Source organism: Afipia sp. MLSD5-FHT05B12 (assembly GCF_058793355.1).
This window is the reverse complement of the sequence record NZ_JBXAFS010000014.1, coordinates 43,695-64,131: the sequence shown is the minus strand read 5'-3', so window position 1 is coordinate 64,131 and position 20,437 is coordinate 43,695. Positions and strand designations below refer to the sequence as shown.

At 61.6% G+C, this 20,437-nt stretch carries 18 protein-coding genes; 3 read left to right on the top strand and 15 right to left on the bottom strand.

The window, feature by feature from the left end:
• The first annotated feature begins 10 nt into the window (after window positions 1–10).
• Complete coding sequence (locus tag AC1Q6J_RS17260) at window positions 11–778, top strand: LamB/YcsF family protein (protein WP_492280441.1); 768 nt, start codon at window positions 11–13, stop codon at window positions 776–778.
• On the opposite strand, the gene AC1Q6J_RS17255 is transcribed toward AC1Q6J_RS17260, so the two are convergent.
• The 10 genes from AC1Q6J_RS17255 to AC1Q6J_RS17210 form a co-directional block, all read right to left on the bottom strand.
• Window positions 762–3,467 carry a nitrate reductase gene (locus AC1Q6J_RS17255; protein WP_492280440.1) on the bottom strand — a complete coding sequence of 902 codons (2,706 nt, stop codon included), beginning with the start codon at window positions 3,465–3,467 and terminating at the stop codon, window positions 762–764. The genes AC1Q6J_RS17260 and AC1Q6J_RS17255 overlap by 17 nt on opposite strands.
• A gap of 31 nt (window positions 3,468–3,498) precedes the next feature.
• Window positions 3,499–3,639, bottom strand: a complete 141-nt coding sequence (locus tag AC1Q6J_RS17250; RefSeq protein ID WP_492280439.1) for a hypothetical protein — start codon at window positions 3,637–3,639, stop codon at window positions 3,499–3,501.
• 183 nt (window positions 3,640–3,822) lie between these two features.
• Window positions 3,823–5,436 carry a sulfite reductase subunit alpha gene (locus AC1Q6J_RS17245; RefSeq protein ID WP_492280438.1) on the bottom strand — a complete coding sequence of 538 codons (1,614 nt, stop codon included), beginning with the start codon at window positions 5,434–5,436 and terminating at the stop codon, window positions 3,823–3,825.
• Entirely contained in the window at window positions 5,433–7,190 is a 1,758-nt protein-coding gene (locus AC1Q6J_RS17240) for a NirA family protein (protein WP_492280437.1), read from the bottom strand. Before AC1Q6J_RS17240 ends, AC1Q6J_RS17245 begins: the two co-directional genes overlap by 4 nt.
• 3 nt (window positions 7,191–7,193) lie before the next feature.
• On the bottom strand, window positions 7,194–8,408 hold the full coding sequence (locus AC1Q6J_RS17235; protein WP_492280436.1) for an NAD(P)/FAD-dependent oxidoreductase: 1,215 nt from the start codon (window positions 8,406–8,408) through the stop codon (window positions 7,194–7,196).
• Between the two features lie 27 nt (window positions 8,409–8,435).
• Window positions 8,436–9,227 carry an ABC transporter ATP-binding protein gene (locus tag AC1Q6J_RS17230; protein ID WP_492280435.1) on the bottom strand — a complete coding sequence of 264 codons (792 nt, stop codon included), beginning with the start codon at window positions 9,225–9,227 and terminating at the stop codon, window positions 8,436–8,438.
• 172 nt (window positions 9,228–9,399) lie between these two features.
• Window positions 9,400–10,302, bottom strand: coding sequence for a nitrate ABC transporter permease (gene ntrB / locus AC1Q6J_RS17225; protein ID WP_492280434.1), 903 nt, complete (start codon window positions 10,300–10,302; stop codon window positions 9,400–9,402).
• A gap of 60 nt (window positions 10,303–10,362) precedes the next feature.
• Window positions 10,363–11,691, bottom strand: a complete 1,329-nt coding sequence (locus AC1Q6J_RS17220; RefSeq protein WP_492280433.1) for a CmpA/NrtA family ABC transporter substrate-binding protein — start codon at window positions 11,689–11,691, stop codon at window positions 10,363–10,365.
• A gap of 364 nt (window positions 11,692–12,055) precedes the next feature.
• Window positions 12,056–13,228, bottom strand: coding sequence for a CmpA/NrtA family ABC transporter substrate-binding protein (locus AC1Q6J_RS17215; protein ID WP_492280432.1), 1,173 nt, complete (start codon window positions 13,226–13,228; stop codon window positions 12,056–12,058).
• Window positions 13,225–13,815 (bottom strand): ANTAR domain-containing response regulator, encoded by a 591-nt coding sequence (locus AC1Q6J_RS17210; protein WP_492280431.1) that lies wholly within the window; start codon window positions 13,813–13,815, stop codon window positions 13,225–13,227. The genes AC1Q6J_RS17215 and AC1Q6J_RS17210 overlap by 4 nt, the downstream gene beginning before the upstream one ends.
• A gap of 114 nt (window positions 13,816–13,929) precedes the next feature.
• Here AC1Q6J_RS17210 and rimO point away from each other — a divergent pair, with 114 nt between their 5' ends.
• Window positions 13,930–15,255 (top strand): 30S ribosomal protein S12 methylthiotransferase RimO, encoded by a 1,326-nt coding sequence (gene rimO, locus AC1Q6J_RS17205; protein WP_492280430.1) that lies wholly within the window; start codon window positions 13,930–13,932, stop codon window positions 15,253–15,255.
• 158 nt (window positions 15,256–15,413) lie between these two features.
• On the opposite strand, the gene AC1Q6J_RS17200 is transcribed toward rimO, so the two are convergent.
• The 3 genes from AC1Q6J_RS17200 to pcsA form a co-directional block, all read right to left on the bottom strand.
• Entirely contained in the window at window positions 15,414–16,388 is a 975-nt protein-coding gene (locus tag AC1Q6J_RS17200; RefSeq protein ID WP_492280429.1) for a quinone oxidoreductase family protein, read from the bottom strand.
• An 89-nt stretch (window positions 16,389–16,477) separates the two neighbouring features.
• Entirely contained in the window at window positions 16,478–17,215 is a 738-nt protein-coding gene (locus AC1Q6J_RS17195; protein ID WP_492280428.1) for a TerC family protein, read from the bottom strand.
• On the bottom strand, window positions 17,212–17,946 hold the full coding sequence (pcsA, locus tag AC1Q6J_RS17190) for a phosphatidylcholine synthase (RefSeq protein ID WP_492280427.1): 735 nt from the start codon (window positions 17,944–17,946) through the stop codon (window positions 17,212–17,214). Before pcsA ends, AC1Q6J_RS17195 begins: the two co-directional genes overlap by 4 nt.
• 156 nt (window positions 17,947–18,102) lie before the next feature.
• On the opposite strand from pcsA, the gene AC1Q6J_RS17185 reads away from it, so the two are divergent.
• Window positions 18,103–19,299, top strand: coding sequence for a UbiH/UbiF family hydroxylase (locus AC1Q6J_RS17185; protein ID WP_492280426.1), 1,197 nt, complete (start codon window positions 18,103–18,105; stop codon window positions 19,297–19,299).
• 19 nt (window positions 19,300–19,318) lie between these two features.
• Here AC1Q6J_RS17185 and AC1Q6J_RS17180 read toward each other — a convergent pair whose 3' ends face one another.
• Both AC1Q6J_RS17180 and AC1Q6J_RS17175 read right to left on the bottom strand, forming a co-directional pair.
• On the bottom strand, window positions 19,319–19,540 hold the full coding sequence (locus AC1Q6J_RS17180) for a hypothetical protein (protein ID WP_492280425.1): 222 nt from the start codon (window positions 19,538–19,540) through the stop codon (window positions 19,319–19,321).
• Window positions 19,541–19,662: 122 nt separating this feature from the next.
• Complete coding sequence (locus AC1Q6J_RS17175; protein WP_492280424.1) at window positions 19,663–20,340, bottom strand: nitroreductase; 678 nt, start codon at window positions 20,338–20,340, stop codon at window positions 19,663–19,665.
• Between the last annotated feature and the right edge of the window lie 97 nt (window positions 20,341–20,437).

Below are 20,437 nucleotides of genomic sequence, written 5' to 3'. Positions count from 1 at the left end.
GAGGCGTAACATGACCATCGATCTCAACAGCGATCTCGGCGAAGGCTTCGGTGCATGGGACATGGGAAATGACGATGAGATGCTCGGCCTCGCCAGCAGCGTCAACGTCGCCTGCGGATTCCACGCGGGTGATTCAGACATCATGCTGAAGACCGCAAAGCTCGCGAAAGAACGCGGCGTCAGCATCGGCGCGCATCCGGGCTATCGCGACCTGCACGGCTTCGGACGGCGTCCGGTCCCTGGACTGAAATCATCCGAGATCGAAACCATGGTCGCCTACCAGATCGGCGCGTTGCAGGCGGTCGCGGCACTGGCCGGTCACAAGGTGACACATGTCAAGGCACATGGTGCGTTGTCAAATGTCGCTTGTGCCGACGACATGACGGCGCGCGCTATCACTGCTGCCATCAAGGCTGTCGATCCGAACCTGTATTTTGTGGTGCTGCCGAACACCGCACTGGTCCGCGCGGGTGAAGCCGCCGGTCTGAAGTTGATCTATGAAGTTTTCGCCGACCGCGCCTATGAGGACGATGCGCAACTGGTGGCGCGCAGCAAGCCGGGTTCGGTGCTTCATGACGCGGATCAGGTCGCCCAGCGCGTGGTCCGCATGGTTCAGGACAATGCCATCACCGCGGCATCCGGCAAAATCATTCCGGTGAAGATCGACACCGTCTGCATTCACGGCGATACGCCGGGCGCGGTCGAAATCGCACACAAGGTGCGCGCGGAGCTGGAGAATAGCGGCATCGCTGTCACGCCGTTCAGCTCGCGGCGCTAGCTTCCATCGGTTGCTGCACGTCCGTCTGTGCGATCAGCCGCTTCAGTTCCGGAATGCATGAGCCGCAATTGGTGCCTGCTTTCAGCTTTGCGCCGATCTCTGCGGTGGTGCGCGATCCTTCTGCGATCGCCCCACAGATCGCATTGCGTCCGACGCCAAAGCACGCACAGACAACGGGGCCGTCGTTTGCAACGCCGTCCGCGGACTTACCCGACAGGAGCAGCCGGCGCTGCTCGTCACTGATCGACTCCGCCGCGAATGCCGTCTTCACCGCGTCCCAGCTTGATGCGACGTCTGACAGCCCGACAAACAAACAAGCCTCCAACGAATCGCCGGAGAACTGCGCCGCGCGATAGACGCCGTGCGCGGCGTCTTCATATTCTGCGATATGTCCCGCCTCTCCTCGCGGCGACAGAAAGGTTGCCCAGGACGACAGGTCGAGATTGCTGGCGATAAGATAGCCATAGCCGCCTGTGACCGCGACGCGCGACCACCATACACCTTTCGGGAATGACACCGGCTTGCGCGATAAAACGAAACCACGCTGCGCGAACGCAACAGCCTCAATAGCGACCGGTGTTGCCTTGTTCTCCGGCTGCCCCGAGAACGGATCGGTGAACGGTGCGACCAGCGCCCCGATCCGCCCCGACGCGGAATTTTCAGCGCTCCAATGGATCGGCGCGAACAGCATGCCGCGCTGTTGCCGCTCACTGACGACAACCTTCAGGACGCACTGGCCGAGGTCGGTGGCGAGCCGCGCGTAACCTCCATCGACAATGTCCGCCTGCGCCGCATCTAACGGATGAATCTCGACATACGGTTCGGGCAGATGCTGGCCGAGGCGCGGGCTGAGACCCGTGCGCGTCATGGTGTGCCACTGGTCGCGGATACGTCCGGTGTTGAGCCGCAGTGACCGCGCCGCCGAGGTTTCTCCGCGCAGCATCGGCACATCAGGCGCTATAAAGTGCCCTTTACGATCCGGCGTGAAATATCCACCCTCGGCGAAGAAGCGCAATTGCGGTTCTGCCGCACCCTTAGGGATCGGCCACATGAACGACCGCATCGCATCGAATTCGTCATCGGTGACCGACGCCATCGCGCCGATATCGAAGTCGCGACTGCCGCTGTTCTCGAATGCGGAGAGTTCAGCATGCTCACGGAAGATATCAGCGGCGGTGTTGTAGGCGAACGCTGCGCCATAGCCGAGGCGCCTGGCAACCTCGCTCATGATCCACCAGTCCGCTTTCGCCTGTCCCGGCGGCGGCAGGAATGCGCGCTGGCGCGAAATCCGCCGTTCGGAATTCGTCACAGTGCCGGACTTCTCACCCCATGCATGCGCGGGCAGCAGCACATGCGCGCCGGAATTGATGCTGTCGTTGGACTGCACGTTTTCCGAGATCACCAGCAGATCGAGCTTGCGCATCGCCGCGCGCACAGCGTCTGCGTTCGGCAACGATACCGCGGGATTGGTGCCCATCACCCACAGCGCCTTGATCTCGCCGCGGCCGATCGCCTGGAACATCTGAACGGCCTTGAGGCCCTCATGGGTTGCAATGTGCGGCGCTTTCCAGAAGCGGCGCACGCGATCGATGTCCGGTGGCGTGAAACTCATATGCGCCGCGAGCTGGTTGGCGAGCCCGCCGACCTCGCGCCCGCCCATGGCGTTTGGCTGACCGGTCAACGAGAACGGCGATGCACCGGGCTTGCCGATCCGTCCGGTCGCGAGATGGCAGTTGATGATCGCGTTGACCTTGTCGGTGCCCTGAGCCGACTGGTTGACGCCCTGCGAATAGAGCGTCACCACACGCTGCGTTTTCGCGAACATCTGGAAGAACGTCGCAACATCCGTTTCCGCAAGGCCTGTCGCCAGTGCCGTCGCGGCAACGCTGCCCGCAATGCTGCTCGCCTTCGCCAACCCTTTCACGAAGCCGCTTGTATGTTCATCGATATAGGCGTGATCGAGCGCGCCGTTGTCTGCGAGATATGTCAACAACCCACTGAACAGCGCGGTATCCGTTCCGGGCTTGAGGCCGAGAAACAGATCGGCGTCGCCCGAGGTCTCCGTTTGGCGCGGATCGATCACCACGATGCGCGCGCCGCGCCTCTGCTTGTTGGCGATCATCCGCTGAAACAGGATCGGATGACACCAGGCGGCGTTCGATCCGACCAGCACCAGCAGGTCGGCCTGATCGAGATCCTCATAGCAGCCCGGCACCGTGTCAGAACCGAACGCACGGCGATGTCCCGCGACCGATGAGGACATGCAAAGCCGCGAGTTGGTATCGACATTCGCCGTACCGATGAACCCCTTCATTAGCTTGTTGGCGACGTAATAGTCCTCAGTGAGCAACTGCCCTGACAGATAGAAGCCGACCGAACCCGGCCCGTGCTTTGCAATGATGTGCTGAAGCCGATTGGCGACGTGATCGAGCGCGTCGGTCCATGCCACCTGTTCGAGCTTGCCGTTCGAGCACCGGATCATGGGATCGAGCAACCGCTCTCCAAGGCCGAGGGTTTCGCCGAGCGCCGACCCTTTGGAACACAGCCGTCCAAAATTCGCAGGGTGGTCCGGGTCACCGGCGATGGTCGCGCCGCCCTTGCCGTCCGGCGTCGCAATGACGCCGCAGCCGACGCCGCAGTAAGGACATGTGGTTTTTATGGGAGCGAGGGATGGATCGGCGTTGGTCATGCGGCCCCCCGCACGGCAAACGGATCAGAGATCAGAAGGGATGGTAGGAGAGCGTGCCGAACACGACGGCAGCGATCAGCGCGAACGCGCCGTAGACGGCGAGCGTGTGCATGCGATCTTCCGCTTGGGCGGAGGCCGCCTGGGCATGGGCTTCTGACACAATATCGCTCATCGCCGATCTCCAATCGATCACGTGAGGCGATATTGAATTGCTCTGTCAGAGACTTACAAGGCGCGCCAAAAAAAGACGATAAAATTGCCCCCGCCCGCGCCGGGAGAGAGAAATATCCTCCCCGGGACCCCTGCGGAGAATGAACAGCCTCCGGAGAAACCGGCGATTTGCACCCTTCCCGCATCAATAGACGTCCTGCTGGTAGCGGCCCTTTTTCTTCAGATCGGCCACAAAGGCGATCGCCTCATCGGTCGACCGCGCGCCGAACTGGGCCGTGATATCCACCAGAGCGCGTTCAACATCCTTCGCCATCCGCTTGGCGTCGCCGCAGACGTAGACGTGCGCGCCGTCGGCGAGCCAGTTCCACAGCTCACGTCCCACTTCGCGCATCCGGTCCTGCACGTAGAACTTCTCCGCGCCGTCACGCGACCATGCCAGTGACAGGCGCGTCAGCACGCCCGACGTCTTCATCGCATTCAATTCGTCCGAGTAGAAGAAGTCACACGCGCTGCGCTGATGGCCGAAGAACAGCCAGTTGCGGCCAAGCGCCTTGGTGGCCTGGCGGTCGTGCAGGAAGGCGCGGAACGGCGCGATGCCGGTACCCGGGCCGATCATGATGACCGGCGTGTTCGGGTCCTGCGGCAGGCCGAAGCCGTGAGCCTTCTGCACATAGACACCAAGCTGTTCGCCGGGATTGATCCGTTCAGCGAGAAAGGTTGAGGCAAGACCGAGCCGCTTGCGCTTGCCGATCACGTAACGCACCGCATCGACGGTCAGTGAAAGCTTGCCCGGCGTTGCGTTGTGCGACGACGAGATCGAATAGAGGCGCGGCTGCAATGGTTCGAGCGACTCAATGAAGGCCTCCGGATGCGGGCGCACCCCGGAAAACTTCTGCAAGGCGGCCAGGACGTCGAGATTGGCGGCGTCCCCATCCGGATCGTCGCCTGAGGCAAGTGCCCGCGCCTTCTCGCGCTGCGCGCCGCCGGTCACGAACGAGATCAGTTCGAACAGCGTATCCGGTGCGGGAGAAAGCGATACGTCGTTGAGCAACACCTCGCGCAGCGGCTTGCCGCTGACTTCAGTCATGTGCGATGCGCCGAGCATCGCGATGATCTGGTCCACGAGGCCGAGATCGTTGGCGGCGAATACGCCGAATGAATCGCCGACGACGTAATCGAGACCGGCTTGAGACAGGTCAAACTCGATATGCCAGGTCTCCTTCTCCGAGCCGGGCTTGTTGATCTGACGGCGCGACAGGAACGAGGCCTTCGCAGGATTGTCACGCGAACGGCCCGGCTCCGCCGCTGGCGCCACCGCAACAGGCGCGACCGGTGCAACGGTCGGCATCGATGCCACAGCCGGCGCTTTCTCAAGCTCCTCGTAAAGGGATTTGAGCATCCGCGCGGTTTCCTTGCCGCCGGGAACGCAGAGGTTGAGCCGTGCCTCGGACTTGTTAGCGATCACCTCGGAATAGTCGTGGCAGTTGTAGCCACATTGGCCGCAATCCTGCTGCGCCATCGCAGCCATCATCTTGCGGCGCACCGGGCGGCCTTCGGCGAGCTTCATGCGTTCGGCGATCGGCATGGTCTGGTCGTGCCACGGCGCTTCGCCGTCATCGCCGTCGCCGGTAGCGTCCTTCATGACCGCCGCGCCCTGCTCCGCCGTCAGCGGCGTCACAGCGTTGTCGAGCGACACGAGGCCCGCAAAGAATCCGTTCAGCCACGCGCGCTGCTCCTGCGAGAACGGCGCAGTCTCAGGGATGATCTCGAAGTTCGCCGTTGGAGAAAGCTGGTTCATGCTGCCACTCCCTCGCCGATCAACTGGCGCAACGCATCAATATCGTGGCGGCTGGCGAAGCTGGTGAAGGTTTCCTCCTCGAAGGCGCGGTTTGCAACATAGGCTTTCAGCACGCGTTCGATGGTCTTCGGCGTGTCCTCGGCTTTCACGTTCTGAAATAGTTCACGCGCTATCGCAGTATCCGTACCGAACCCGCCGCCGACGTGAACATGATAGCCTGCAACCGTGTCACCATCGTCGTTGATCGGAACACGCGCGCCGATCAGGCCGATGTCACCGATATAGTGCTGGGCACAGGAATGATGACATCCGGTGAGATGGATGTTCACCGGCGTCCGCAGCTGTACACGCTCCTCGCACCAAGCGGCAATCTCGTCGGCGTTCTCCTTGGTGTGAGCCGCCGCGAAGCGGCAGCCGGTGGCGCCGGTACAGGCGATCAGGCCCGCGCGGAGGGCCGATGTTGCCGTTGCGAGGCCCAAAGCCTCGATGCCGGCAACAACAGTCGCGACGTTTGCATTGGCGACGCCGGAGATCAGCAGGTTCTGCCAGACCGTGAGGCGAATATCGCCGTCGCCGAAATCGGCTGCGAGCTTCGCAAGCCCGCGGATCTGCCCGGCCGACAGGCGGCCGAGCTTCAGCGCAACGCCGATCCAGTTCAATCCTGCCTGCTTCTGCGGATGCACGCCGATATGCGCGAGCCGATCATAGGCCGGACGCGGCGCGATGGCTTCCGCCGGAACACGGATCAGCTTCCGGCCCAGCTTTTCCTCGACGGCGGCAAGAAATTTGTCGAAGCCCCACGAGTCGAGCACATATTTCAACCGTGCCTTGTTGCGGTTGGTCCGGTCGCCGTTCTCTATGAAGACGCGCACGATCTTGTCAGCAACATCGGTCGCCTCCTGCGGCTTAAGAATAACGCCGGTATCGCGGGCAAAATCCTTGTGGCCGGTGATGCCGCCCAGCGCCAGCCGGAAATGGATTCCCGGTTCGACGCCGTGGCCTTCAAACACCTCGACAGCCTGAAAGGCGATGTCGTTAGTCTCCTCGAGCGTGGCGATGCGCCCTGCTCCGTCGAACGCGACATTGAATTTGCGCGGCAAACCATACAGCGAGCGGTCGTTGAGAATATGGAAATGCCATTCGCGGGCGTAGCGGCGCGTGTCGATAATTTCCTGCGGATCGATGCCCGCGGTCGATGTGCCGGTGACGTTGCGGATGTTGTCCGCACCCGACCCACGAGAGCACAGCCCGAGATCCTGAAGCCCCTCGATGATGTTGATCGCGTTCTTCGGTTCGATCTCGCGGAGCTGAAGATTCGCGCGCGTCGTCACATGAGCATAGGGCCCGCCGAAATTTTCGGCGAGGTCCGCGACCCCTGCGAACTGCCAGTGCTTGAGGATGCCGTTCGGAATACGAAGACGGCACATGTAGGACGCCTGCGCCGGAGCGACGTAGAAAATGCCGTAATAGCGCCAGCGGAAATTGTCCGCCGGTTTCGGCGATTCGTTATTCTCCGCCTGCTTGACCAGCCGCGGATAGGCATCGAACGGATGCTCGTCGCGCTTGAATTTCTCCTGTTCGTTGAGCTTGCGGCCCGCCGCAACCGTGCGGTCCTGCGCCTTGAGATGAATGGCGTCAGGCCCAACCGTCTCTGACTTCGCCGGTGCGTTGGTGCGCGCGACGCGCGAGGCCGAGAGCCCCGATACGAATCCTTCGAGATATCGCTTCTGGTCCGGAGAAAAATCACTGGACATGTCTCATGCGGCCTTCGGTTGTGCGAGAGCGCGGCCGAACATCATGTCGCCGCGGATCGCTTCGATGGATGCCGTTGTCCTGATCAGTTCGAGGTACCAGAGCGCGTCCTGCGTATCGCCGACCAGGACGGCTCCTTTGAGGCGGCCATCGGCCACTACAAGTTTCTTGTAAGTGCCACGCCGTTCGTCATTGAACAGAAGCGTGTCCGTGTCGGGTTCACCGAGGAAATCGCCAGCAGAGAACACGCTGACACCCGAGACTTTCAGATTCGTCGAAACAACACTGCCGTTGTATTGCGCCGAACGCCCCGCAAGATGATCGGCCAGCACGCGGGCCTGCTCATAGGCGGGTTCGACGAGCCCGTAACATGTGCCACGATGTTCGGCACATTCACCAAGCGCGAACACATCGACATGACCGGTGCGCAACTGATCGTCGACCACGATACCGCGATTGACGGGTACACCGGCATCTTTCGCCAGCGCGACATTCGGACGGATACCTGCGGCGAACACCACGGCGTCGGCGGCGATCACCCGCCCATCCGACAGTTCGACGCCTTGCGTCGTGCCTTCGCCGAGGATCTGTTTGGTGTTGGCACCAAGCAGAACCTCAATGCCCTTGCTCTCGACCAGCCGCTTCAGCAGCACCGCTGCTGGCGCATCGAGCTGCCGCTCCATCAGGCGATCCATCAGATGCAGCAGTGTGACCTTGGAGCCGGCCTTGGCGAGACCATAGGCCGCCTCAAGACCGAGCAATCCGCCGCCAACCACCACAACGCGCTTTTTCTCGCGCGCAAGTACCAACAGCAGATCGACATCGCGGCTGTCGCGAAACGTATGGACGCCCGGCAGATCCGCGCCGGGCACGTTCAGCCGGATGGCGGTCGAGCCGGTGGCGATCACCACTTTTGAAAAAGGAACGGCGGTGCCATTCGCAAGATGGATGGTGTGGCTGGCGAGATCGATCGAATTGGCGGCGCAGCCATAGGTCAGCGTCACGCCACGGTCGCGCCACCAGGACGCCGACCGCAGCTCGATCTCCTGCGACGTGGTCTCGCCCGCCAGCACCGATGACAACAACACGCGGTTGTAAGCGAGCCTCGGTTCGTCGCCGATCACGGCGATGGCGTAGCGGCCGAGCGCCTGCTTCGCCATCTCCTCGACGAAGCGAGCGGCGGCCATTCCGTTGCCGATGATGACTAGAGGTTCGCTCACGTCACGTCCTTCACATCTATGCCTCGATCAAGCCGCTTCGACGAATCGATGGCGCTCATAGAGGAACTCAAGTACGCGCTGACGGCATTTGAGGTAGATCGGATTAGAGGCCAGTTCGAGCCGCTTGCGCGGGTGGGGCAGCGGCACCTCAAGCACCTCGCCGATCCGCGCACTCGGGCCGTTGGTCATCATCACGATACGGTTCGAGAGCAGCACGGCCTCATCGACGTCGTGCGTGATCATCATCACCGTGTTGTTGAGCTTCTGGTGCAGCGCCATCACCGAGTCCTGAAGATGAGCGCGGGTCAGGGCATCGAGCGCGCCGAATGGTTCGTCCAGCAGCAACACTTTCGGCTCCATCGCCAGCGCGCGGGCGATACCAACGCGCTGCTTCATGCCGCCGGAGATTTCGGACGGGCGCTTGTCCTTGGCGTGGGTCATCTGCACGAGATTGAGGTTGTGCAGCACCCATTCATCGCGCTCGGCGCGGGTCTTGCTCGATCCGAACACCTTGTCGACGCCGAGGCGCACGTTGTCATAAACCGTGAGCCACGGCAGCAGGCTGTGGTTCTGGAACACCACGGCACGATCCGGTCCGGGTGAGTTCACCTCGCGGCCTTCGAGCAGCACGCCGCCCTGGGTCGCGGTGGTCAGTCCGGCGACGATGTTGAGCAAGGTGGACTTGCCGCATCCGGAGTGGCCGATGATCGAGATGTAGTCGCCCTGCTCCACGGTCAGGTTGATGTCCTTGAGGACCTCGCTCTGCGTGGAACCACGGGTGAAAATCTTGTCGATGTGATCGAGCTTCAGATAAGCCATTGTCATTCTCCACTAGTGTCCCGTATCCGACGTTCGCCTCACTCTGCAGCGCCTTCCGAGCGAACGTCGGATACGAAAGGACACTAGCAAACTATGGTTCTAGTGATCCTTTGGTTCTGACATTCGTAAAAGTGCCCGCGAAGGATACGATACGAATGTCAGAACCGGATCACTAGCTTGCCTGTGCGCCGCGCGTCGCGATGTTCGCAACGAAAGCGACCATGCGATCGAGCACAAATCCGACGATGCCGATGTAGGCGAGCGCCACGAAGATGTCGGACAGACGTGATGAATTCCACGCGTCCCAGATGAAGAAGCCGATACCAACACCGCCGGTGAGCATTTCGGCCGCGACGATGGCAAGCCATGACAGGCCGATGCCGATGCGCAGGCCGGTGAAGATGTAGGGCGCCGCCGACGGGATCATGATCTTCCAGAAGAACTCGAGCGGGTTCAGCCGAACCACGGCGGCGACGTTGCGGTAATCCTGCGGAATGTTGCGGATACCCACGGCGGTGTTGATGATGATCGGCCAGATCGAGGTGATGAAGATCACGAAGATCGCAGACGGGTTGCTGTCGCGAAAGGCCGCCAGTGAAATCGGCAGCCAGGCCAACGGCGGAACAGTCCGCATCACCTGGAAGATCGGATCGAGACCGCGCATCGCCCACACCGACTGGCCGATGATCGCGCCGACCAGCACTCCGACAACGCTCGCAAGACCGAAGCCGACAGCGACCCGCTGAAGCGACGTGAGGACGCGCAGGCCGAGCCCGATATCCTGCGGGCCGGTCACGAAGAACGGGTCGATGATCAGGTCCTTGGCATCAGCCCAGATGCGAGAGGGCGACGGCAGCGTCGCACCCGGCTTCATGCAGAGGATCTGCCAGATGCCGAAGATCAGCACGAGCATGATGAACGGCGGGACCACACGGGCCGCCACCGCACGCAAATTCGGAAGCAGCGTGTCGGTCAGAAAGCTGCGTGATAACTTCGGCAGCGGGACGACCGCGGCAGTCGAAGCCGGCGACGGTGTCGGGAGAGTGCTGGTCGTTTTGGCGAGCGGCATGTTCATGAGATTGCCTCGGTTGTGTTAGGTGCGAGGCCGCCCCTGCGTGGGGCGGCCCGCAGGGTCTCAGGCATCGATACGCTTGATCGACAAACTCTTGAGGTACGCCGACGGATTTTCAGGATCGAAGACCTTGCCGTCGAAGAAGGTTTCCTTGCCCCGCGACGTGCTGGCCGGAATGTCGGCTGCGGCGACGCCGAGCGCTTTCGCCGCCGACTTCCAGATGTCCTCGCGATTGACCTTGTCGACCAGCGCCTTGACGTCCGTCGTCGGCTCGAACTTGCCCCAGCGGATGTCTTCGGTGACGAACCAGGCGTCATGGCTCTTGAACGGGTAGGACGCGTGGTCCTGCCAGAATTTCATGAACTGCTTGGTGCCCTTCTCAACACGGCCGTTGCCGTAATTGATGTCGCCATTGGCGCGGCCGATAATGTCGGCAACCGGCACGTTGAACCACTGCCGCTTTCCGACGATCTCGGACATCTCGGCGCGGTTCGCCGGCTTATCGCACCACTGCTGCGCTTCCATCACAGCCATCAGGATGGCCTGCGTCGCCTTCGGATACTTGTCCACGTAGTCGGCGCGAAGACCGAGCGCCTTTTCCGGATGCTTCGACCAGATCTCGCCCGTGGAGCACGCGGTATAGCCGATCCCCTGATTGACGAGTTGCTCACCCCACGGCTCGCCGACGCAGAACGCGTCCATGTTGCCGACCTTCATGTTAGCCACCATCTGCGGCGGCGGAACGACGATGGTGGAAACGTCCTTGTCGGGATCGATGCCGCCGGCGGCAAGCCAGTAGCGAAGCCAGAGGTCATGGGTGCCGCCGGGGAAGGTCATCGCGACCTTCACTTCCTTGCCCTCGGCTTTCTTCTTGGCGAAGGCTTCCTTGAGCGCCGACGAGTTCGCAGTGACTTTCAGATCCTTGTAATCGTTGGAGACAGAGATCGCCTGCGCATCGAGATTGAGGCGCGCCAGGATGTACATCGGCGTCGGCACATTGTTCTGGGTCACCTTGCCGGCCGAAATCAGGTAAGGCATCGGCGTCAGGATGTGCGCGCCGTCGATGCCGTTCTTCTCACCGCCGAGCACGAGATTGTCACGCGTTGCGCCCCACGACGCTTGCTTGTTGACTTCGACGTCCGGCACGCCGTGTTTGGCGAAAATTCCTTTTTCCTTGGCTATCACCAGCGGCGACGCGTCCATCAGCGCGATGTAGCCAAGGATGGCCTTGGTCACTTCCGGCCCGGCGGTTTGCGCGAAGGCGCCGCCGGGAAAATTCAATCGCGCCGCGGCGAGCAATGCCGCCGTTCCCGCACCGGCCTTGAGCAGCGCACGGCGGCTCATCTTGCGGTTTGCGATTCCCTTCTCGCCCAGTTTGGTGGTCTTGGTCATGGTGTCTGTCGTCCTTTCGACCGTGTCGCTGTTTGACTGCCGTTCAATCGCCCTACGCACAGGTCTCCTTGCCGCCCAAAAAGCAAAAAGCCGCCACCTCGAGACGCGCCCATGAGGCTCCTCGAGACAGCGGCATTGCTGTTTGGGCCATCGATGGACCCGGCAGGCCTTCGTCTCGGCCTGCCCCTAGCTATTCAAGGATCGTGCCAGCCGCGTGCAACGCAGCAAATTCATATTTTTCAGGAGGTTACGGAGGTGCCTTCATATGGAGCAGGCTTGGGTCACGGCCCGCCCAAATGGCAAATGCCCACTTATTGCGCAGCGCACAAAAAATGGGCAAGCGTCAATGAACCAGGAATCGCTGTTAGAGCGGGTGCCGCTTGATCGCGACGGACGCAAGGTGCGCAGCGATATCGTTGGCGTCGAACAAGGGGCCATCAAAGGCGCCAACGCCGTGCTGAATCCCTTGTACGGGCGTCTTCGGTGAGCCGAGCGCCGTATCGTAGAGATCCGGCCGGAAGACCCTCTTGGCGGTCTCCAGTGCCTCCGGCGAATAAGCCGCCTGCCCCCAGCGAACCATCTGGGCGTAGAGCCAGGCCGCTTGCACGGGATCGGGCCGCGCCGCACCCTCACGGCCGACCAGCAAGTATCGACTACTTTCGCGGAACGTCCCGTCCGGGGAGATCTTCAGGCGGCCGTCGAGGGTGCGCCGGATCACCTCGGGATCGACCCCGATCCGTTCCGGCGCTCCCAGGATGCGGGACACCTCGGTCCGGTTCTCCGGAGTCTCGATAAACTCTGCCGCACGGCCATGCGCACGCGTGAGCTTTGCGAGGATTTCCGGATTCTCCAGTGCCCATTTCTCGCGCACCGCGAGGACCTTTTCCGCCGCGCGTTCAAGAATGTCCGAGACGTAATGCAGGATGTGCCCGACGCCGAGATCAACCGCGACCGAGTTCCATGGCGCGCCGACGCAAAACGCATCGACGTGGCCATTGGCGAGGCTGTCCACCATGTACGGCGGCGGCAGCACCACCAGCCGCACATCCTCGTCCGGATCGACACCGCCGGCGGCCATCCAGAACCGCAGTTGGTAGTTGTGGGTCGAGAACGGAAACGTCATACCGAAGGTCAGCGGTTCGCCGCCCCCCTCGCGCCGGGCCGCGACAACCCGCGCCAGCGCCTTCGCCGTTACCATCGGATTGGCCGGATCGCCGTCGGCCTCGCCCATGACCGCGGCGTGAAGGGCCGGCGACACTGTGATCGCATTGCCGTTCAGTCCGAGGTTAAAGGGAGTGATGATCGGTACCTTGACCTGCGACAGGCCGAGTGTCGACGCGATCGCGACCGGCGCCAGCAGGTGGGCCGCGTCAAACAGCCCGATATTGAGCTTGTCGCGGACGTTCGACCACGACACCTCGCGCACCAGCGTGACATCGAGGCCCTCGGCCGCAGCGAAGCCCTTGTCCACGGCGGCGATCAGCGCGGCTGCGTCCACCAGCGGGATAAATCCAATCGTAAGCGGTGTACCCGTCATTTCAACAACTCCGCCGCGGTAATGATCGATTGAGCGATCTCGCCGATCTTCTTTTTCTCTCGCATGGCGGTGGACCGGATCAGCACATAGGCCTCTTCTTCGGTGAGGCCCTTCGCCTTCATCAGCAGGCCCTTGGCGCGGTCCAGAGTTTTGCGGTCTTCCAGCGCCGACCTGGTGCGATCCAGTTCATCCTGCAATTTGGAGAAGGCGTTAAACCGCGAAATGCACAGATCGAGGATCGGCTTGATTCGCTCCTTCTTGAGGCCATCGACGATATACGCCGACACCCCGGCCTCGACCGACTGCTGGATCGAGGCGGCATCGCTCTGGTCCACGAACATCGCGATCGGCCGCCGTACCGCGCGGCTGACCTGGAACATCTGTTCCAGGACGTCGCGGCTGGGGTTTTCGAGGTCGATCAGGATGACATCGGGATCGATGCGGTAGATGCGCGCCAGAAGATTGTGCATCTCCGGAATGTGCTCAACGCTGGTAAAGCCCGCGTCGCGCAGTCCCTCCTTGAGGATTGCAGCTCTGATCGGGCTTTCGTCGACGATGACTATCTTGAACGACGAATCCGCAGCCATTCAGTACTCGCATTCCGGCAAAACAACCTTAGCATGCACGCCCATACGGCTTAAAGCCTTGTATTTGGGATTGATCGGGGATAGCTCCTGCGGACTCCCAACAGGTACGGTCGGATGGAACAGGGCGTCGCCCCAAAAGTCAGTTTTGTGTCACTTGGATGCCCCAAGGCGCTGGTGGACTCCGAACGGATCATTACGCGGCTGCGGGCGGAGGGCTACGAGCTCGCGCGCAAGCACGATGGCGCGGATCTGGTGATCGTCAATACCTGCGGCTTCCTCGATAGCGCCAAGCAGGAATCACTGGGCGCCATCGGCGAAGCCATGGCCGAGAACGGCAAGGTGATCGTGACCGGCTGCATGGGCGCCGAACCCGAGCAGATCGAAAAAGCCTATCCCAACGTTCTTTCGATCACCGGCCCGCAGCAATATGAGAGCGTGCTCGACGCCGTGCATCGCGCGCTGCCGCCGCTGCACAATCCGCATATCGATCTGGTGCCGCCGCAGGGCATCAAGCTGACGCCACGCCACTACGCGTACTTGAAGATTTCCGAAGGCTGCAACAACCGCTGCACCTTCTGCATCATCCCGAAGTTGCGCGGCGATCTCGTTTCGCGCCCCGCCAACGACGTGCTGCGCGAAGCCGAGAAGCTGGTGGCGGCCGGCGTCAAGGAATTGCTGGTGGTGTCGCAGGACACCTCCGCCTATGGCGTCGACATCAAGTATGCGACCAGCATCTGGAAGGATCGCGAGGTCCGCGCGAAATTCTTCGACCTGTCGCGCGAGCTCGGCGAACTCGGCGCGTGGGTCCGGCTGCAATACGTCTACCCCTACCCGCATGTCGATGAAGTCATTGGCCTGATGACCGAGGGCAAGGTGCTGCCTTATCTGGACATCCCGTTCCAGCACGCCTCGCCCGAAGTGCTGAAGCAGATGCGCCGTCCGGCCTCGCAGGACAAAACACTCAGCCGCATCAAGAAGTGGCGCGAGGAATGTCCGGACCTCACGTTGCGTTCGACCTTCATCGTCGGATTCCCCGGCGAGACCGATTCCGATTTCCAGTATTTGCTCGACTGGCTTGATGAGGCGCAGATCGACCGTCTCGGCTGCTTCAAGTACGAACCCGTCGCAGGTGCGACCTCGAACACCATCGAGAACCCGGTGCCGGAAGAGATCAAGACCGCGCGCTGGAATGCGCTGATGGCGCGTCAGCAGAAGATTTCGGCCCAGCGTCTCAAGCGCAAGGTTGGCACCCGCCAGCAGGTCATCATCGACGAAGTCGGCCCGACGGTGGCAAAAGGCCGCTCAAAGGCCGATGCGCCACAGATCGACGGGGCGGTCTACGTCTCCAGCCGCCGCCCGCTGAAGGTCGGCGACATCGTCACCGCGAAGATCGATCGCGCAGACCAGTATGACCTGCACGGGACCGTCGCGGGGTTTTAAGAGCGTGAATTCCCAACGGGTCATCCCCGCGAAGGCGGGGATCCATAACCCCTGAATTCACAGCACAAAAGTATCGCACCACCCTGCTTATAGTCAAACTCAGGGAGTATGGGTCCCCGCTTTCGCGGGGACGACATCGATATGTAGTGAACGGGCACCTACGGCTTCAAAATCCCCGAACCCGTTGTCACGCGGCTCTCGAGATCGCGATGCGCCTTCTGCGCATCCTTCAGCGCATAGGCGTGATTGATCGGCACATGCAGCGTGCCACTGAGCACGGCGGCGAACAAGGCGTCTGCGCCCTCGATCAGTTCCTTCCGTGTTCCCACATAGTCGTTGAGCTTTGGCCGCGTCGCGAACAGCGAGCCGTGATTGTTCAACTCGGCGATCGAGAACGGCGGAACTGGCCCCGAGGCATTGCCGAACGACACGAACAGGCCGCGCTTCCGCAGTGACTTCAGCGAACCGGCGAACGTGTCCTTGCCTACGCCATCATAGACAACGTCGCACAATTCGCCGCGGCTGATCTGCTTCACGCGCTCGGCGAAATCTTCCTGCTTGTAGAGAATGACGTGGTCGCAGCCATTGGAGAGCGCAAGTTTCGCCTTCTCCTCTGTTCCGACGGTGCCGATGACATTCGCACCGAGCGCCTTTGCCCACTGACATGCGAGCAGGCCGATGCCGCCGGCTGCGGCGTGAATCAGCACGCGATGGCCGGGCTCCACCTTGAAGGTCTTGTGCAGCAGGTACCAGACCGTCAGCCCCTTGAGCATCAGCACCGCCGCCTGTTCATGCGAGATGTGATCCGGCAGCTTCACCAGCTTGTCGGCGGGAATATTGCGCTCGGTCGCGTAGCCGCCGAGATTGAAATAGTACGCCACGCGATCGCCGGGGTGGAAATTGGTCACGCCGGGGCCAGCGGACACCACTTCGCCGGAGGCTTCGTTGCCGACAATGAACGGCAGGCCAGGCGCCTTGTAGAGGCCGGTACGGTAATAGGTGTCGATGAAGTTCAGGCCGATGGCATGCTGGCGGATGCGCACCTCGCCGGAGCCGGGTGGAGGCACCTCGACATCCTCATAGATCATCACTTCCGGACCGCCCACCTGATGGACGCGCACAGCCTTGGTCATGGTTTCTCCCGGCCTTTTCTCAAGCAATCTCAACCGGGAGCGAAGTCCATCGGCAGCAAATTGTCAACGCGGACCAAAGCCGCTCCCGATCAGCCTTCTGACAGGCTCGTCCGCTTCCTGCGGTTGCGCCTGGCGAGAATGTTGAAGAATTCAACCGCCGCCGAGAAACAGATCGCGACATAGATGAACGCGCGCGGAATGTGGAAGTGGAATCCGTCTGCAACCAACGCCACGCCGATCAGGACGAGAAACGCCAGCGCCAGCATTTTGGTCGTTGGGTGTTCCTTCACGAAGGCCGCGACAGGCCCGGATGAAACGTACATCACGCCAACCGCGATGATGACCGCCGCGATCATGATCTTGAGATCGTCCACCATGCCGATCGCGGTAATGATGGAATCGATAGAGAACACGAGGTCAATGACGATGATCTGCACGATCACCCAGAAGAACGCGCTCGGGGTCGCTTTGGCACTCCCCTCCTCGTCTCGCGCCTCGACCTCCGCATGAATCTCGTGGGTCGCCTTGGCGATCAGGAAGAAGCCGCCGACAATCAGAATGATGTCGCGCCATGACAGCGCGAACTTGCCGACAGTGATGACCGGCTGGGTAAGACCGATCAGCCAGACCAGAATACTCAGCAGCGCAATCCGGAACACCAGCGCCAGCGCGAGACCAATCTTGCGCGCGCGCTCTGCCTGCGCGGGCGGAATACGCGACACGATCACCGACAGGAAGATCACGTTGTCGATGCCAAGCACGATCTCGAGGGCCGTCAGCGTCAACAGCGCGGCCCAGGCCTCGGGGCTCGTCAGTAATTCCATCATGCGCGATTTCCGCCAAACAATCTGATCAACACGTCACTGAAAAGAATGTATGCGCCAATGGCGCAGAGTCCGGCGGTAATCCACAACGACACCTCGAAATTGGAAGCAATCGCGATCATTGCCAATATCGCCCAGATCACCAGCAGCGTGATATTCAGTTTTCGGAATCGCGTGGTCCGCAGCGGATGCATGACGTTGAACGGCACGAACGTCAGCGCAACGAGAATGGCAAGCGCGATGCTGCCGATAACGGCTGGCGGTTTCAGCAGGAACAGATAGAACGCCGCGCCATTCCAAAGCGCGGGGAATCCGCGAAAATGATTGTCATCGGTTTTCATGCGCCGGTCGGAAAAATACAGCGCACCGGAAATGACGATGGCCGCCCCAAGCACGTATGTCGCCAACGGAACCAGCAAACCACTGGCCGTGATCGCATAGGCTGGCACAAACACGTAGGTCAGAAAATCGACCACAAGATCCAGCGTGTCGCCGGACCAGTTCGGGAGGACATCGCCGACATTGAGCCGCCGCGCCAGCGGGCCGTCGAGACCGTCGATCAGCAGGGCAAGTCCGAGCCAGCCGAACATCGCCGCCCAGTGTTCCCTCACCGCCTCCAGCATGGCGATCAGCGCGACCGCGCCGCCCAGCGCCGTGAAAATATGAACCCCGAACGCGCGCACGCGCATTCTGGCGGGAAACGGGGGCTGGTCCTGCGTGCCGGGCTCGCTCATACGCAGTCGTCACTAACAGGATTCCCGGCATTTTGCATATCCAGTGTCTCCAGTTTGAATTGTGACAAGGCGCGAACCGGATTTGCCTTAAATACCCATCAGGATGACAACCTGAAATCCATTGTGACGCCGGAAAATTCCGACCATAGATACCCCATGACCAAACCTCGACCAGCATCGCAAAACCATCACACCGCCGTTGTGGGCGGCGGACCTGCCGGGCTGGCCACAGCCATCGCGCTGGCCCAAGCCGGTGTCGAGACGGCCCTGATCGCGCGGCGGTCGCCCTATGCCGATAACCGGACCACGGCCCTGCTCGGCGGCTCGGTGGATTTCCTGCAATCGCTGGACGTTTGGCGGCGATGTTCCGATGACGCAGCTGCGCTACGCACGATGCGGCTGGTGGACGACACACGCCGCCTGATCCGCTCTCCCGAGGTGAAGTTCTCATCGGATGAGATCGGCATGGAGGCGTTCGGCTACAACATCGAGAACCGTCTGCTGATGGTCGCAATGGAGGCGCGCGCGGCTGAGTTGCCAAATCTCACGCGCATCGACGACGAAGCAGAGTCCATCGCCACCGGCGAATCGTCGGTCACGATCACGACAAAGCGGGGTCAGACGCTCACCGCAGCCCTGGTGGCCGGCGCTGATGGACGGCATTCGCTCTGCCGGGAAGCCGCGGGCATCGGCGTCAAGCGCCGGGACCTCGGCCAATCGGCGTTGACCCTGAATGTGACGCATACGCGCCCGCACGGAAACTGCTCGACCGAGTTTCATACCGAGTCCGGCCCGTGCGTTTTCGTCCCCTTGCCCGGCGAGCGATCCAGTATCGTTTGGGTGGTGAAACCGGACGAAGCCGAGCGGCTGAAGAGCCTCGATGACCAGGCGCTCGCTCTCGCCGCCGAACAGCAATCGCATTCGATCCTCGGCAAGCTGACCGTCGCGCCGGGCCGTCACGTGTTTCCGCTGACGATCGAGAGTCCGGATCATCTCGCGGCGAAACGCATTGCGCTGGTCGGCGAAGCGGCGCATGTGCTGCCGCCGATCGGCGCACAGGGTCTCAATATGGGACTGCGCGATGCAGCCGATCTGGCGGAGATCGCGCGGGACGCACTCTCGATGGGTACCGATCCAGGCGACGATGCGGTGCTGCAACGCTACGCCCGCGCTCGCCGCGCCGATGTGTTCAGCCGCACCTTCGCGGTGGACGTGGCGAACCGCACGCTGCTTAGCGATTTCCTGCCGGCGCAATCGCTTCGTGCCGCCGGCATGCATGTGCTGAACACCGTTGGTCCGATCCGGCGGCTCGCCATGCGCGAGGGACTGTCGCCGTCGTGGCGCGGACGGTAATTGCCGCGAGGTATAGGTCCTACCGGGCCGGCACCAAATGAACGCGATCGATCGTTCCGCCGCTGGCGGCGAAACTCTTCATCGCGGCTTCGATCAACGCATCTACCCTGGCAACATCAAAAGCCGGGGCGGCGGCATTCAATTCCAGATCGGTTTCGACAACCAGCACCGTCTCCACACCGTCCTTGTCGACTTCAATCGTCGTCCAGATACTTCTGGCATTGGGATGATCAATCGTCATCGGAGTGCTCCCTGCGTTCCACCGGAGCATATCACAACCGCGCTGGTTACGGAGCGCCGATGTCTTCAGCCACACCTTCGCGGAGCGAGGGATTGTCCCCGTCGTGGCGGGGGCGCTAAGGGTCAGTTGTCGAAACCCACAAACACCGTGGCTTCTTCGACTGACTTTCGTTCGGACACCACCGCATTTGCCGGGAAATTTTCATCCGGCCACCCCAATGCGATGCTTTTCATGATAACCTGATCGTCCGCTATTCCGGCATGTTCACGCACCACCGGTGATTGCATGATGCCTTGGCTGTTGATCACAGCCCCCAGTCCGCGAGACCAGGCGGCATTGACCAAGGCGGTTGCCACAGCGCCGCAATCGAACGGCGTATCGTCGCTGCCGTCCAGCACGCGATCGTAAGTCACGATGATGCACACAGGCGCATCGAACTGACGGAAGCCACGTAGAACCCAGTCCTGGCGCATATCCTTGTCATCGCGCGCAATCCCCATTGCGGAGAACAGCTGCTTGGCGACGCCAACCTGCCTGTCGCGGTGCTGACCTGCGAATGCCTGACCCGTGCGGAACTCGCGCGACTGCGGTACCCCTGCCACCATCCGCTCTGTATTTCCGGTGCGGATTCGATCTAGCGGTTCGCCGGTGATGACGTAGAAATTCCAGGGTTGGGTATTCATCGAGGACGGAGCGCGCATCGCCAAACCGATAATTTCCTCAATCAGCACCCTGGGTACCGGATCTGGTTTGTATCCGCGGATGCTCCGACGGCCGAGGATAACGTCATCAAACTGCATTGGTCTGTAATCCCTAGGTGATACCTGAGTTGCCTGGATACTTGCGGTTCATCGACCGTCACGCAAGACGGGAGATGTGAACACATAGGCGGTATGT